Origin of the sequence: Pseudomonas sp. TNT3 (assembly GCF_010095445.2) — a bacterium.
Taxonomy (GTDB): domain Bacteria; phylum Pseudomonadota; class Gammaproteobacteria; order Pseudomonadales; family Pseudomonadaceae; genus Aquipseudomonas.
This window is the reverse complement of the sequence record NZ_WFGV02000064.1, coordinates 1-15,061: the sequence shown is the minus strand read 5'-3', so window position 1 is coordinate 15,061 and position 15,061 is coordinate 1. Positions and strand designations below refer to the sequence as shown.

At 58.9% G+C, this 15,061-nt stretch carries 14 protein-coding genes and 1 pseudogene; 10 read left to right on the top strand and 5 right to left on the bottom strand.

Features of this window, described 5'->3' with window-relative positions; genetic code table 11:
* Positions 1-118: 118 nt before the first annotated feature.
* Together GBC55_RS25980 and desA are read right to left on the bottom strand one after the other, a co-directional pair.
* Positions 119-1,108, bottom strand: a complete 990-nt coding sequence (locus GBC55_RS25980) for a sensor domain-containing diguanylate cyclase (RefSeq protein WP_162440349.1) — start codon at positions 1,106-1,108, stop codon at positions 119-121.
* A 187-nt stretch (positions 1,109-1,295) separates the two neighbouring features.
* Positions 1,296-2,480, bottom strand: coding sequence for a delta-9 fatty acid desaturase DesA (desA, locus tag GBC55_RS25975; RefSeq protein ID WP_162440348.1), 1,185 nt, complete (start codon positions 2,478-2,480; stop codon positions 1,296-1,298).
* Between the two features lie 147 nt (positions 2,481-2,627).
* Here desA and dibA point away from each other — a divergent pair, with 147 nt between their 5' ends.
* The 6 genes from dibA to GBC55_RS25945 all read left to right on the top strand — a co-directional run bounded on the left by dibA (position 2,628) and on the right by GBC55_RS25945 (position 8,900).
* On the top strand, positions 2,628-4,547 hold the full coding sequence (dibA, locus tag GBC55_RS25970; protein WP_162440347.1) for a phosphodiesterase DibA: 1,920 nt from the start codon (positions 2,628-2,630) through the stop codon (positions 4,545-4,547).
* A 235-nt stretch (positions 4,548-4,782) separates the two neighbouring features.
* A complete protein-coding gene (gene oscA, locus GBC55_RS25965) occupies positions 4,783-4,965 on the top strand; it encodes a sulfur starvation response protein OscA (RefSeq protein ID WP_022643503.1) in 183 nt (60 codons plus the stop codon).
* A gap of 157 nt (positions 4,966-5,122) precedes the next feature.
* Positions 5,123-6,136: a sulfate ABC transporter substrate-binding protein gene (locus GBC55_RS25960; RefSeq protein WP_162440346.1), complete on the top strand. Its 1,014-nt coding sequence runs from the start codon at positions 5,123-5,125 to the stop codon at positions 6,134-6,136.
* A gap of 70 nt (positions 6,137-6,206) precedes the next feature.
* On the top strand, positions 6,207-7,025 hold the full coding sequence (gene cysT, locus GBC55_RS25955) for a sulfate ABC transporter permease subunit CysT (RefSeq protein WP_162440345.1): 819 nt from the start codon (positions 6,207-6,209) through the stop codon (positions 7,023-7,025).
* 12 nt (positions 7,026-7,037) lie between these two features.
* Positions 7,038-7,907 (top strand): sulfate ABC transporter permease subunit CysW, encoded by an 870-nt coding sequence (cysW, locus tag GBC55_RS25950; protein WP_162440344.1) that lies wholly within the window; start codon positions 7,038-7,040, stop codon positions 7,905-7,907.
* 3 nt (positions 7,908-7,910) lie between these two features.
* Positions 7,911-8,900, top strand: a complete 990-nt coding sequence (locus tag GBC55_RS25945; RefSeq protein ID WP_162440343.1) for a sulfate ABC transporter ATP-binding protein — start codon at positions 7,911-7,913, stop codon at positions 8,898-8,900.
* Positions 8,901-9,016: 116 nt separating this feature from the next.
* On the opposite strand, the gene GBC55_RS25940 is transcribed toward GBC55_RS25945, so the two are convergent.
* The gene (locus GBC55_RS25940) at positions 9,017-9,538 is read right to left on the bottom strand and encodes an Mpo1-like protein (protein WP_162440342.1); all 522 of its coding nucleotides are present in this window, start codon (positions 9,536-9,538) and stop codon (positions 9,017-9,019) included.
* Positions 9,539-9,622: 84 nt separating this feature from the next.
* On the opposite strand from GBC55_RS25940, the gene GBC55_RS25935 reads away from it, so the two are divergent.
* Both GBC55_RS25935 and GBC55_RS25930 read left to right on the top strand, forming a co-directional pair.
* Complete coding sequence (locus GBC55_RS25935; RefSeq protein WP_162440341.1) at positions 9,623-10,309, top strand: Crp/Fnr family transcriptional regulator; 687 nt, start codon at positions 9,623-9,625, stop codon at positions 10,307-10,309.
* Positions 10,310-10,366: 57 nt separating this feature from the next.
* The gene (locus GBC55_RS25930) at positions 10,367-10,732 is read left to right on the top strand and encodes a response regulator (protein WP_162440340.1); all 366 of its coding nucleotides are present in this window, start codon (positions 10,367-10,369) and stop codon (positions 10,730-10,732) included.
* Positions 10,733-10,886: 154 nt separating this feature from the next.
* On the opposite strand, the gene GBC55_RS25925 is transcribed toward GBC55_RS25930, so the two are convergent.
* Positions 10,887-11,891, bottom strand: a complete 1,005-nt coding sequence (locus GBC55_RS25925; RefSeq protein WP_162440339.1) for an AraC family transcriptional regulator — start codon at positions 11,889-11,891, stop codon at positions 10,887-10,889.
* Positions 11,892-11,991: 100 nt separating this feature from the next.
* Between GBC55_RS25925 and GBC55_RS25920 the strand changes: the two genes are divergently transcribed.
* Entirely contained in the window at positions 11,992-13,065 is a 1,074-nt protein-coding gene (locus GBC55_RS25920; RefSeq protein WP_162440338.1) for a fatty acid desaturase, read from the top strand.
* A 107-nt stretch (positions 13,066-13,172) separates the two neighbouring features.
* On the opposite strand, the gene GBC55_RS25915 is transcribed toward GBC55_RS25920, so the two are convergent.
* Entirely contained in the window at positions 13,173-14,093 is a 921-nt protein-coding gene (locus tag GBC55_RS25915; RefSeq protein ID WP_162440337.1) for a LysR family transcriptional regulator, read from the bottom strand.
* A 461-nt stretch (positions 14,094-14,554) separates the two neighbouring features.
* Here GBC55_RS25915 and GBC55_RS25910 point away from each other — a divergent pair.
* Positions 14,555-15,061: pseudogene (locus tag GBC55_RS25910) on the top strand (energy transducer TonB); the annotation flags it as partial.

Sequence of the window (15,061 nt, the reverse complement as noted above, 5' to 3'; positions counted from 1 at the left end):
CGAGTGAAACGAGGCTGCGATCTTTTGATCTTCGCTTTTAAAGGCAAGATCAAAAGATCGCAGCCTCGTTTCACTCGACAGCTCCTACACAGTATCTGCAGGTTTTGTGTGGGTGCAGTCAGCCGGTGATTATCCGGTTCTTACCCTGTCGCTTCGCCTCATACATCGCCGCATCTGACCGCGCATACAGGTCGTCGAGGCTTTCATCTTCGGCCATCAGGCTGGTCAGCCCCTGGCTGATGGTGATGCCGAAAGTTTGATCGTCGTGGCTGAAATTCAGCTGTTGAATCTCCCGTTGCAGACGCTCGGCTACCAGCAACGCCACCGCTGGTTCGCAGCCGGGAAATACGGCCGCGAACTCTTCTCCGCCAATGCGCCCGAACACGTCCCCACGGCGTAAGGCCGCGCGACCGCACTCGGCGATACGTTGCAGCACGTTATCGCCTTCCTGATGGCCGTAGGTGTCGTTAACGGCTTTGAAGTCATCGATGTCCAGCATCAGGAACGACAGCGGGGTGCCTTGCTCCCGTGCCTTTTCGAACTCGCGGTTAGCGCATTCGAAAAAGTACCGGCGGTTGCTGCTTTCCGTTAATTCGTCGGTGGTGGCCAGGCGCTGAAGTTCGGTTTCCAGCTGCTTCTTTTCCGTAATGTCTTCGGCAATGCCGACAATGATCACGGGCTGCCCTGGCTCGGCCTGACGGTTCATGAAGCACTTGTCACTCAGCCAGCGCACCTGGCCATCGGCGGTGATGATTCGATACTCACGGTCTTCAACGGCGCCTTTTTCGAGCACTTCGGCCAGGCTGCGCTCGGCATGCTCCAGATCGTCGGGGTAAACGCTGTCACGCCACTGGTGATAGTCCGACAGCAGCAGGTCGGTGGAACGACCAGATATTCGTTCGTAGGCAGGGCTGACGTAGAGCACCTGACGGGTTTCCCAATTGAACGCCCAGAGCACGGCATTGACGCTCACGAGCAGGGAATTGAGCAGCTGTTCGCGCTCGCTAAGCCGGGCGACTTCGCCTCGGGCACGCATCAGTGCCATGAGTGTTTGCGCGGCCTCGGGCCACTGGGGAGCGGATGAGTCTTGTAGTTTTTTATCGACCATCGACACAAATCTCAAAGCGTGCCGCGAGTCGACAGCGGCCACAACGAAGCCCGCCAGGGTGGCGAAGTGTTTGTGAGATAGGGGATTTGGAGGTTAGTTCCCGGGTTGCGCAGGAGAGAGAGTGGCTCCCGCCGGGCGGTAATGGCGACGCGTTCTCGATAAAAACGCGTCGCCCTATTCGCAGCGGTCAGGCAGTGGTTGGCCGCAGGGAGTAGGTTTTCAGCTGGTTGGCGAAGTCGCGCAGGGAATGGATTCCGCTGGCTTCGGCTTCGTGGATCCAGTCCTTGATGGCGGCCAGCATGTCATGACCGTTTGAGCTGGTCTTGACCCAGATCTGCTGCAAAGCCAGGCGTTTCTCGTAGATGACCTTCAGCGCCTGACTGTGCTCGAGCATGTTCTGGATGCGCACGTGGTGTTTGTCATCCAGCAGGCTGGTTTCCCGCGAGAGCAGGCGTTTGGCCCGATGGAACTGGTGACGGACCGAATGATCGGCTCTTTCGAGCTCTTGCTTGACCAGTGGTGCGATCACCAACTTGCGGTACTGGGCCATGATCTGGAAGCGGTTGTTGAGAATCGCCATCGCAGTGTCCATGTCCAGATTGCCTTTACCTTCAACGCGGTGGGCAATCGGTGCGACCCGCTGGACCTTGGCCAGGCGCAGGAAGCTGAAGACTTGAATCCAGGCCCAGCCGAGATCGAATTCCCACTTCTTCACGGACAGTTTTGCCGAGTTGGGGTAGGTGTGATGGTTGTTGTGCAACTCTTCACCGCCGATCAGGATGCCCCACGGTACGAGGTTGGTCGCTGCGTCGCGGCATTCGAAATTGCGGTAGCCAATGGCATGGCCCAGGCCATTGACCACGCCGGCAGCCCAGACCGGGATCCACATCATCTGGATGGCCCAGATGGTGATGCCGATGGTGCCGAACAGCAGCAGGTCGATCACGCCCATGATCGCCACACCCAAGAGCGGGAAGCGGCTGTACAGGTTGCGCTCGATCCAGTCTTCCGGGCAGTTCTTGCCGTAGATGCGCAAGGTCTCGGGGTTTTCCGCTTCGGCGCGGTACAGTTCGGCGCCTTTGCGAAGCACGGTGGACAAACCTTTGACGACCGGGCTGTGCGGGTCATCGACGGTTTCGCATTTGGCGTGGTGCTTGCGGTGGATAGCTGTCCACTCGCGGGTGTTCTGCGCCGTGGTCAGCCACAGCCAGAAGCGGAAGAAATGTTTCAGGCCGGCATTGAGCTCCAGGGAGCGATGGGCTGAATAGCGGTGCAGATAGACCGTGACGCCGATGATTGTGACGTGGGTCATCAGCAGGGTGACTGCCACCAGTGACCAGGGCGACAAGCCAAGAAAACCTTCGTACCACATAGGCTGTAGGGCCCTCGATAAATAAAAAAATAGCCGATGCATTATCACTAAGCTCACAGATAAAACCAGTCGCCCTTTCAGATAAGAGTGGCTGAATGTGTCTTTGCTCTATAATTCGAACCCTTTTGTAGGGACATGGACGGTCGAATGTCTGCCACCACTCGCGATGCCTTGCGTGCAGCGCTGCTTTACCTGTTGCTGTCTGTTGTCTGGCTGGGGTTCAGTGGTTATTTATTAAACAGTTTCTTCGATAGCTCCACCGAACGCCTGCAGTGGCAACTGATCAACGGTTACGCCTGGGTTGTGCTCAGTGCCGGGTTGATTTTCTTTGCCCGGGCGCGATTGTTCCGTTGTCTGGGGATCGATGTGCAACTGCGCGAGCGGCTTGCCGAGCGCGAGCATTTGCGACAAGCCGCTGCGGTATTCGATTGCACGCGTGAAGGCGTGCTGGTCACCAATGACAAAGGGCTGATCGTTCATGTGAACCGTGCCTTCATGGACATCACCGGCTACCAGCGTGAAGAAGTGATGGGCCAGCCACCCAGCCTGTTCAAATCCGGTCGTCATCCACCGGCGTTCTACCAGGCGATGTTCGGGACCCTCAGCAGCAACGACGAGTGGAGCGGCGAGATCTGGAACCGCCGAAAAAGTGGCGAAATTTATCCGCAATGGCAGACCATTCGCATCCTTCGTGACGACCAAGGCCAAGTGAGTCAGTACGTGGCGGTGTTTTCCGACATCAGTGCGATCAAGAACTCCGAGCACGAGCTCACACACCTGGCCCACCACGATCCCCTGACCGACCTGCCCAATCGCCTGTTGTTCACCGACCGCGCCGAGCAGGCCCTGGCTTCGGCGCAAACTCATAAGCGCGGTTGCGCCTTGCTGCTGATCGATCTGGATCACTTCAAAATGATCAACGACAGCCTCGGTCATACCATGGGCGACCAGTTGCTCAAGGCCGTGGCTGACCGCTTGCGAGCGATGTTCGGGCCGGGAATCACGTTGGCGAGACTGGGGGGTGACGAATTTGCCGTACTCGCCGAAAGCTGTCCGCAATTGGTTCACGCTGCCGCACTCGCGCAAAAAATCCTGGATGGCCTCAAGGAGCCGTTCCATCTCGACGGCAATCAGCTTTTTATCAACGCCAGCGTCGGGATCAGTCTGTTCCCTGGCGACGCCTTGAGTGCCGAGCAATTACTGCACAATGCCGATTCGGCGCTGTTCAAGGCCAAAAGCGCCGGTCGCGACAACTACGCCCTCTACACCGAAGAGCTCACCGCCCAGGCCCAACAGCGGGTCGAGACCGCGTTCGAATTGCGCCGTGCACTGGAGCAGAAAGAGTTGCGGGTGTATTACCAGCCGGTTTACGACTTCAAGACCCGTCGCCTGGTTGGCGTCGAGGCACTGGTGCGCTGGGAGCACCCACAGCGCGGGCTGGTGTCCCCTGCGGAGTTCATCCCCATTGCCGAGCGCACCGGGCTGATCGCCGAAATCGATGCCTGGGTCATGCGTGAAGCCTGTCAGCAGATGTGTGAGTGGCAGCAGGCGGGCGTGGCGTTGTCGTTTGTCGCAGTGAATGTGTCTTCACGCCTGTTCGCTCGCCGCGAGCTGTATCAGCAGGTGGCGCAAGTGTTGCGCGACACCGGGTTGGACCCCGCCTATCTGGAGATCGAAGTCACTGAAAGCGCCGTCATGGACGACCCGGAAGTCGCGCTGGAACAGATGCATCGATTACGCGAGCTGGGCGTGCGGTTGGCCATCGATGACTTCGGTACCGGGTACTCGTCGCTGCTGCGGCTCAAGCGCCTGCCGGTGCAGAAGCTGAAAATCGATCAGGGCTTCGTCGCCGGATTGCCTTGGGATGAGGACGATGGAGCTATCGTGCGGGTGATCATTGCGCTGGCCCAGAGCATGGGCATGCAGGTGCACGCCGAAGGGATCGAACAAGTCGAACAAGCGGTTTTCCTCGTCGATCACGATTGCGATCTGGGGCAGGGCTATTGGTTTGGACGGCCCGTGCCGGCGGAAAGCCTGGAGTGGACTCACGTGCCTGTCATCCGTTAGATCGCAGCTCCTGCATGGAACGCAGGCCCCGTAGGAGCTGCCGCAGGCTGCGATCTTTTGATCTTTTTCTCCCTGTTGCCTCACGCAAACCCTCGCCCCCTCAAATAATCACTTCTGGTTATATAAACATTCTTAAATAGTCTTTTTAAGAATATCAGCACCTATCTACTATTGGCCTCACGCCGCAAGCAGTACCGCCACTGCCAGGCAACCTCTCAGTCGAAGGAGCAGCACCATGAGCGCATCCCTACGTAGCGTTGACGGCCAGGACGAAGCAACCATCTTGCGCGAGATCCAGAGCGCACTGCGTGACCTGCGTTTCGGAGCGGTGGAAATCACCGTGCACAACGCTCAAGTCGTGCAGATCGAACGCAAGGAAAAATTCCGTTTGCAGCAGCCGGGCAACAAACCGAGCTGACGCAGAAGATCAAAAGTTCGCAGCCTGCGGCAGCACCCACAGATAGACACATTGCCCCTGTAGGAGCTGCCGAAGGCTGCGATCTTTGAACGGCACCGCGATTCCAGAAACCCATAAGAAAAAGCCAACACATTTCAGAATTCCAGGAGCTTTCACCATGTCGTCGATTCGTCATTTCGCTTTGGCCGCCCTGGCCAGTGCCCTTTTTGCTGGCTCCGCGGTTGCCAAGGACTATGAACTGCTCAACGTGTCGTACGACCCGACCCGTGAGCTGTATCAGGACTACAACGCCGAATTCGTCAGGTTCTGGCAGGCAGATCACGCCGGCGACAACGTGAAAATCCAGCAATCCCACGGTGGTTCCGGCAAGCAAGGCCGCGCTGTGATCGACGGGCTGCGTGCTGACGTAGTGACCCTGGCACTGGCCGGCGACATCGACGAAATCGCCAAGCTCGGCAAATCCCTGCCAGCCGATTGGCAGAAGCGTCTGCCGGAAGCGAGCACGCCCTACACCTCGACCATCGTGTTTCTGGTGCGCAAGGGCAACCCTAAAGGCATCAAGGACTGGGGCGATCTGGTCAAGAACGACGTATCGGTCATCACCCCTAACCCGAAAACCTCCGGCGGCGCACGCTGGAACTTCCTCGCAGCCTGGGCCTATGGCCTGAAAGCCAACGGCGGCAATGAAGCCAAGGCCAAAGAATACGTACAGACCTTGTTCAAGCACGTTCCAGTGCTGGACACCGGTGCTCGCGGTTCGACCATTACCTTCGTCAACAACGGTCAGGGTGACGTGTTGCTGGCCTGGGAAAACGAGGCGTTCCTGGCGCTGAAAGAAGACGGCGGGGCCGACAAGTTCGAGATCGTCGTGCCTTCGCTGTCGATCCTCGCTGAGCCTCCCGTCGCTGTAGTCGACAAAAACGCCGAGAAAAAGGGTAACGAGCAGATCGCCGAAGCCTATCTCAAGCACCTGTACAGCCCGGCCGGGCAGGAGATCGCGGCGAAGAACTTCTATCGTCCACGTGACAAGGACGTGGCCGCCAAGTACGCCAAGCAGTTCCCGACGCTTGATCTGGTGACCATCGACAAGGACTTCGGCGGCTGGAAAACAGCGCAACCGAAATTCTTTAATGATGGTGGCGTGTTCGACCAGATTTATCAGGCGCAGTAATCTCTAATAGGTCATAAATGAGCCCCGATTTTACCGTCGGGGCTTTGTGCGTTCTCAACCAGGGACTTTTATGTCGCGTCGTATCTCCCCCGTCATACCCGGCTTCGGGCTGACGCTGGGCTACACCTTGGTGTACCTCAGCCTGATTGTGCTTATTCCGCTGGCGGCGATGTTCATCCATGCCGCTCAACTTACCTGGGATCAGTTCTGGGCAATCATTTCGGCGCCTCGCGTGCTGGCGGCAATGAAGCTCAGCTTCGGCACCGCGCTGTATGCCGCGATCATCAACGGCGTCATCGGCACGCTGTTGGCCTGGGTGCTGGTGCGCTACACCTTCCCGGGTCGCAAGATCATCGATGCGATGATCGATCTGCCCTTCGCATTGCCCACTGCTGTGGCCGGTATCGCGTTGACCGCGCTGTACGCGCCGAATGGCTGGGTTGGCCAGTTTGCGGCGGACCTGGGGTTCAAGATCGCCTACACCCCCATCGGCATCACGCTCGCACTGACGTTTGTGACGCTTCCATTCGTGGTACGTACAGTACAGCCAGTATTGGCCGATATCCCGCGTGAAGTGGAAGAAGCGGCGGCGTGCCTGGGTGCCAAACCGTTACAGGTTTTCCGCCATATCCTCGTGCCCGCACTCTTGCCCGCTTGGCTGACAGGGTTCGCGCTGGCCTTTGCTCGCGGGGTTGGCGAGTACGGTTCGGTGATTTTCATCGCGGGTAACATGCCGATGAAAACCGAGATTCTGCCGTTGCTGATCATGGTCAAACTCGACCAGTACGATTACACCGGCGCCACGTCCATTGGCGTACTGATGCTGGTGGTTTCCTTTGTCCTGTTGCTGCTGATCAACTTGCTGCAGCGGCGCATCGAAACCCCATAAGGAGGCGCACACATGTCCCAATCGTCTATTGCTGCTGCTTCCTCCAACGCTGCCCGCCGTGGCAGCGCCAGTTCACGCCGCATCCTGATCGGCCTTGGCTGGCTGGTTTTTGCACTCTTCCTGCTGCTGCCGTTGGTAATCGTTGTGTCCCAAGGGCTGAAACTCGGGATTGGCGCGTTCTTCACCGCGATCTTTGAGCCGGATGCGATTTCCGCACTGAAGCTCACGCTGATCGCCGTCGCGATTTCGGTGCCCTTGAATGTGGTGTTCGGTGTCAGCGCGGCGTGGTGCGTCAGTAAGTACTCGTTCCGCGGCAAGAGCATGCTGGTCACCCTGATCGACCTGCCGTTCTCGGTATCGCCGGTGATCGCGGGCCTGGTCTATGTGTTGATGTTCGGCGCCCAGGGTCTGTTCGGACCGTGGTTGCAGGATCACGATATCCAGATCGTCTTCGCCTTGCCGGGCATCGTATTGGCCACGATCTTCGTTACTGTGCCGTTCGTGGCGCGTGAACTGATCCCGCTGATGCAGGAACAGGGCACTCAGGAAGAAGAGGCCGCGCGCCTGCTCGGTGCCAATGGCTGGCAGATGTTCTGGCACATCACCGTTCCCAACATCAAATGGGGCCTGATTTATGGCGTGGTGCTGTGTACCGCGCGGGCCATGGGTGAGTTCGGTGCGGTGTCGGTGGTTTCCGGGCACATTCGCGGGGTGACCAACACCTTGCCGTTGCACGTCGAGATCCTCTACAACGAATACAACCACGTGGCCGCGTTCGCGGTAGCGAGCCTGTTGCTGATCATGGCGCTCTTCATCCTGCTGCTGAAGCAGTGGAGCGAAAACCGTATTAACCGCCTGCGCGCCAGCGCCGCGGAGGAATAATTCATGTCGATCGAAGTGCGTAACGTCAGCAAGAATTTCAATGCGTTCAAGGCGCTGGACAACATCAGCCTGGACATTCATAGCGGCGAACTCGTCGCGCTGCTTGGTCCGTCGGGTTGCGGCAAGACCACGCTGCTGCGGATTATCGCCGGCCTGGAAACGCCGGATCAGGGCAATATCGTGTTCCACGGCGAGGACGTTTCGGGCCACGACGTGCGTGATCGCAACGTCGGTTTCGTGTTCCAGCACTACGCGCTGTTCCGTCACATGACGGTGTTCGACAACGTCGCGTTCGGCCTGCGCATGAAACCGAAAAACCAGCGCCCAAGCGAAAGCCAGATCGCGGTGAAGGTTCACGAACTGCTGAACATGGTGCAGCTGGACTGGCTGTCCGATCGTTACCCGGAACAGCTTTCCGGTGGTCAGCGCCAACGTATTGCGTTGGCTCGCGCCCTGGCGGTTGAGCCCAAAGTGCTGCTGCTCGACGAACCTTTCGGCGCCCTTGACGCCAAGGTCCGTAAAGAGCTGCGTCGCTGGTTGGCGCGCCTGCACGAAGACATCAACCTGACGTCGGTGTTCGTGACCCACGACCAGGAAGAAGCCATGGAAGTGGCCGACCGCATCGTGGTGATGAACAAGGGTGTGATCGAGCAGATCGGCTCACCGGGCGACGTTTACGAGAACCCGGCCAGCGATTTCGTTTATCACTTCCTGGGCGATTCGAACCGGTTGCACCTGGGCGAGGACAACCACGTGTTGTTCCGTCCGCACGAAGTGTCGCTGTCGCGCCATGAACTGGAAGATCACCATGCGGCTGAAGTGCGGGATATCCGTCCGTTGGGCGCAACGACCCGGGTGACACTGAAGGTCGAAGGCCAGAGCGAGTTGATCGAAGCTGAAGTGGTCAAGGATCACGACAGCCTGACCGGATTGGCGAAGGGCGAAACCTTGTTCTTCAAGCCGAAGGTCTGGCAGAAAGTCGCCAACATTTAAGATCAAAAGATCGCAGCCTGCGGCAGCTCCTACAGGGTTTTCAGTTGGTCACAGATTTTGTGTTCAACACCAATCAACTGTAGGAGCTGCCGTAGGCTGCGATCTTTTAAAGCGGCCTAAGCCGCCGCGTTTTTCTGACGCAGACGCACCCCACCCGCCCGCGCCTCGATCTGATCTTTCAGGTCATGTCGCATCCCCAGCAAAAATGCCAGTTCGGCCACCACAAACAGCGGCCCGACAATCAGCCCCGTCACGTCATCGACAAACGCCGGCTTGCGTCCTTCGTAGTGATGGCCAACGAACTGAATCGCCCAGCCCACCACGAACATCGCCACGCCACTGCTCAACCACACCAGAGTGCTTTGCTGCGCCAACACGTGGCCGGCCCAGACACACAGCCCGAGGAGCACCGTCATCAAGACTCCGAGGCGCAGTTCCAGGCGCAGGTAGAACCAGGCCGATGCCAGCGATACCAGTACCGCCGGCGACAGCCAGCCTCCCGCCCATTGCGGCCGGGACAGCAATACCGCCACTGCGACCACAATCAACGGAATGCCAATGAAGTGACTGGCGATGTTTCTCGGATCGCGGTGATAGGCGGCATATTGACTGAGGTGGTCAACCAGGCTTTTTTTCATTGTTATTCCTCCTGTAGGGTGCTTGATCATGACCCGGGTTCATCTTTCGCTCTGTCAGCCAGGCGACAATCTCAAGGAGTTTTCATGGACATGCAGGTCTGGCGTTCGCGCCTGATGAGCGGCCAATGGTTCAGTCATCTACCTGCGTCCTTACAGGATAGTCTGCTGTCCGCCGCCAGGTTGCGAAGCTTGTCGCCGGGGCAGCGGTTGTTCCAGCGCGGTGATCCGCCCTGCGGGTTGTACGCCGTGCTCGAAGGCGCCGTGCGTATCGGCGCCGTCAACGAGCAGGGGAAGGAGGCACTGCTGAGTCTGGTCGAGCAGCCTCACTGGTTCGGCGAAATCTGCCTGTTCGATGGACAGGCGCGGACCCATGATGCGTTTTCTCTAGGCGAATGCACCCTGCTGCACATCCCGCAAACCGCGCTGTTGGCCCTGCTCGACGAACAGCCGGTGTACTGGCGGCAACTGGCATTGTTGATGAGCCAGAAGCTGCGCCTGACCTTCATCAACCTTGAACAACTGAGCCTGATGCCGGCACCGGCACGCCTGGCGCACCGCTTGCTGATGATTGCCGACAGCTACGGCGAGCTCGATCCGCCACGCCGCGTACTGCAGCTCCCGCAAGACCAGCTGGCTTCCATGTTGTCGTTATCGCGCCAGACCACCAATCAACTCCTCAAGGACTTGCAGGGGCAGGGGATCGTGAACCTGAAGTACGGCGAGATCGAGATTCTCGACGCCGGTCGGTTGCGGGCATTGGCGATCTTTTAAAGGTGGGCTTTGTCCACAAAGGCGCCTAGCCTGTGCAGACGACAATCGAGGTGTGCCATGCGTGTGCTGTTAGTAGAAGACGAGCCGGAGACCGCCAAACTCCTGGCCAACGGCCTTGGCGAAGCCAGTTATTCCGTCGATGTGGCGCTGAACGGGATGGACGGTCGCCGCTTCATCGAGTCCGGCGAATACGACTTGATCATCCTTGATGTGATGCTCCCCGGGCTTAACGGCTGGCAGTTGCAGCAACAGGTCCGCAAGCTGGGCGCGACGCCGGTACTGTTTCTCACCACAAAGGACGGCATCGAGGATCGCCTGCGCGGGCTGGAGCTGCATGAAGACGATTACCTGCTCAAGCCGTTTACCGTGAGCGAGCTGGTGGCTCGGGTGCGCAAGTTGTTGCGGCGGGATCGAGGGCGATAAGTATTTTTGCGGTGGTTGAGCTGGCCTCATCGCGAGCAGGCTCGCTCCCACAGGGATCTCGGCCAGCCACTTATTTTGTGCTCGCTAACGATCAAATGTGGGAGCGAGCCTGCTCGCGATGAAGCCGGTCCAGGCAACCCACCTCCCGGATCTGTCACCGCAACCCATCCCGAAACTGCCCCGGCGTCATCCCTGTCCAGCGCTTGAACGCCCGACTGAAACTGCTCGTGTCCGCAAACCCCAACAAATAACTGATTTCACTCAGCGAGCATTGCGGGTCCCGCAAATGCAGCAACGCCAGGTTCTCGCGGCTTTCATTGAGCAGCGTATCGAACCGACACCCTTCATCCGCCAGGTGCCGCTGCAGGCTGCGCAAACTCAGGTGCAGGGCTTTGGCTATGTGCTCGGCACTGGGCTCGCCCTCGGGCAACTGCTCTTCAATCGCGTCGCGCACCTTGCGTTCCCAGGTCAGCGGTTTGAGTTGCGCCAGGGTGCGCTTGAGCACAGTTTCGTTGTGCTCGGCCAGTTCCGGGTTGGCATCGTCCAGATGGCTGTCGAAATCCACCAGGGAAAATTCCAGGCGGTCTTCGTCCGCGGCAAAGTACACCGGGGAGCGAAAGACTTTGTGCCATTGGTGCGCGTCCGCAGGTTCCGGGCGCCTCAAGTACACCGCCAGCGGAGCATATTCGCGCCCCAGGCGATTGCGGCAGGTGCGCACGTAAATGGCGGTGAAGGCGTCGATGGCTTCATACGCCGGCGCCGGATTGCCGGGCGGAATCTTCAGGCGAAAGCGATAGCGATCTTCGGTGCGGGTCAATTCGAGCTCAAGGGCGTCGCTGACCACCTGGTGATAGCGCACGATACGTTCGAACACCTCGCGCAAACTGCCGCTGGCCACCAGCGCATACCCGAGCGCGTGAAAGGTGGTCGGGCTGACAAAGCGCGACACCCGCAAGCCAATCGCCGGGTCGCCGCTGACCTGCACAGCGATTTCCCACAGGCGCGTGGTGCCTGACAACGGGTAACGGGCGTTAGGGTCGTCCATCAACTGCGGGTCGAGCCCCGCCTGTTGACACAGGGCAGTGCTGTCCAGCCCCAATGCATCGAGTTGCTTGCGCAGGGCACGGGTCCAGCTGGCGAGGGAGGTCGGTTCAGTCATGCTGATTGGCGCTTCCGGTCAACAGGTTGGCGTTCACGGCTACCACCTTGCGAGGGTCCGCAGGGCAGGATGCGAACATCAATAACCAGAGGATGGAAGCATGGACCGTACTTCTGCAAGTCCCCAGCGACTGAATGCATCTCAACGATCAGCGCATATTCGCGAAGTGGTGCTGGCCAAGGGCGTCGAACTGCGTCAGCGCTACCCGATTCTCAACCATCAGGACGCGTTGGGCGCGGGCATTCTGGCGTTCGCGCTGGCCGGCATGATCGGTTCGGCGGCGCTCTATATCAACGGTTACATGGCCTGGTGGGTGTGCCTGTTGCTCAACGCGTTCTTCGCGTCCCTGACCCACGAGCTCGAGCACGACCTGATACATAGCATGTACTTCCGCAAAAAACGCGTGCCGCACAACCTGATGATGGGCCTGGTCTGGCTGGCGCGGCCAAGCACGATCAACCCGTGGATCCGCCGCCATCTGCACCTCAATCACCACAAGGTGTCCGGCACGGAGGCCGACATGGAGGAGCGGGCAATCACCAACGGCGAGCCTTGGGGTTTTGCGCGATTCCTGATGATCGGCGACAACATCATGTCGGCGTTTATTCGCATGCTGCGGGCCAAAACCTGGACGCATAAATTCAGCATCATCAAACGCATGCTGAAGGTGTACGCACCGCTGGCGTTGATGCACTGGGGCGCGTGGTACGTGTTTCTCGGGTTTCATGCCGCCAACGGTGTCGCGCATCTGCTGGGGGCGCCGATTGAATGGTCGGCGACCACGCTGTCAGTGATGCAGGTGATCGATATCGCCGCCGTCGTGATCATCGGCCCGAACGTTCTGCGCACGTTCTGCTTGCACTTCGTCAGTTCCAACATGCACTACTACGGTGATGTGGAACCGGGCAATGTGATTCAACAGACCCAGGTGCTGAACCCATGGTGGATGTGGCCGTTGCAGGCGTTCTGCTTCAACTTTGGCAGCAGCCACGGGATCCACCATTTTGTGGTGAAGGAACCGTTTTACATCCGCCAGATGACCGTGCCGGTGGCGCATAAAGTCATGCGTGAGATGGGCGTTCGGTTTAATGATTTCGGGACGTTTGGGCGGGCGAACCGGTTTGTTCGCAAGGAAGAAATTCAGGGGCAGGGCGTGGAGGGTGTGCGGGTCTGATGGCCTCATCGCCAGCAGGCTGGCTCCCACAGTGGGTCTGTGGTGAACACAAAATCCGTGCACAACCGAGATCCACTGTAGGAGTGAGCCTGCTCGCGATAGCGATCCTAAATCGCAACACTCATCTCCTGCTTATCCACCGCCACCAACGTCTCAATCATCGCTCTCGCCGCCGGCGACAACCGAAATCCCGTCCGACTCACAATCCCGCACCGTACATGCATGGTCTCAATGTTCTGCGGCAGATTGCGCCAGTGCAGCAGCACCAAAGCCCCTTTGGCGATGTCCTCGACAAACGCCTCCTGAGTGCCCACGCCAATGGCGTTCGATTGCAGCACGATCTTCACCAGCGCCGGAAAATACTCGGTTTCGATGCTCGGTGAAAAATCGGTTCGCCCGCTGAGGTTCGCCAACAGCTTGCGAACGCCCGGCGGGATCAGCGTGGTCGCCAGCGGGTAGTCGAACATGTCGTTGGTCGACAGGCTTTCTTTCGCCAACAACGGATGACCCGGTCTGCAGAAGAACACCCCTCGCCTGGGCGTCAGTGCCTGAGTCTGGAAGTTGGGGTCGGCTTCGAAATGTCGGATGTCCGCGATGAAGAATTCGATCTCCTCGCGGCTCAGCGCACGGCTGAGTTTTTCCCAGTTATCCACCTGGAAACAGGTGCGCACTTTCGGGTGAGCATTGATGAATTGCGCCACCGCATCCGGCACCAGCTTGACCGCCGGCGCCGGGCCGCAGCCGAAACGCAATTCGCCGGCGTCGAGCTTGGTCATCTGCGTGACTTGCGCACTCAACAGCGCGGCGCCCTGCACCAGCGTCAACGCATGTTGCAGCACTACCTGGCCCTCGGGTGTCGGGCGCAGCTCCTTGTTGCCCCGGTCCACCAGCACGCAGCCGAACTCTTGCTCAAGCCCCTGAATACTGCGGCTGAACGCCGGTTGAGTAATGCCCATGGCGTCGGCCGCGCGGACAAAACTGCGGTGCTCGTTGAGGGCGATGAAGTAACGCAACTGGCGAAGATCCATATGCTTTTCCGGCATCCTGAGAATAGCTCGAAGGCATCTGCGACGAGGAGTGCTGGAGGTTTAAATGCAAGCGCTTATTCCGTCAACGAGGCATCTTCACATTTATTAGATCTGTATTGAATATAGATAGAGCATTGTTTCGATGTGCCGGAACCGTAAGCATTGGTGGCTCGTGTGGCCAGAAGACTGCGTGTGCAAAAACACCCAGGAATCCATGCCTGCCTTGAATAATTTCCATGCCGCAAAAGCATGCGTTGTCAGCCTCATGGCCAGACCCCTTGAAGGATAAGGGCCCCAGAGAATCGCACATTTTTCATATTCGTTTTCGGTCTATCCATAACCTTAAAGATTACTTTCAGAGATAAGCGTCTAGCCCAATGATTCACCTATCGATACGTCGTACGGGGGATGTCGGGTCCGGCCTATCGGGTTATTCGCAAAGAGACCGCAGGAGTAAATCAATGGGTAATGTCCAGACCGCCGCCAGCGCACAAGAGGTGCTGTGGCGCCAGGGGCCGGGTGGCGAGTTGGTCGACCTCGGCCGGGTACATCGCGTGCCGTTGGGGCAGCTGCGTTTGCAGCGTGCGCCCAAGGGCATTCTCAGTCGCCGGGAAACGATTCTGCTGGGTGTGCTGGCGCTGCTGGTACACGGTGCGGTGATCTATTGGGTCAACCAACAGCCGACTGCCGTGTTGCCGATCGTGCCGCCGGAAATACCACCGATGACCATCGAGTTTTCGCAACCGGCACCGCCGGTGGTCGAGCCTCCACCACCGGAGCCTGTTCAGCCCGTGGTCGAGCCACCGCCGCCGGTGGAGGATGAACTGGCGGTAAAACCGCCGCCGCCAAAACCGATTCCCAAGCCGAAACCGGTCGCCAAGCCTGTTCCAAAACCGGCGCCCAAAGCGGTTGAGAAACCGCCAGCACCGCCGCAACCGGCCGCGCCTGTCGCCGCTCCAGCGCCACCC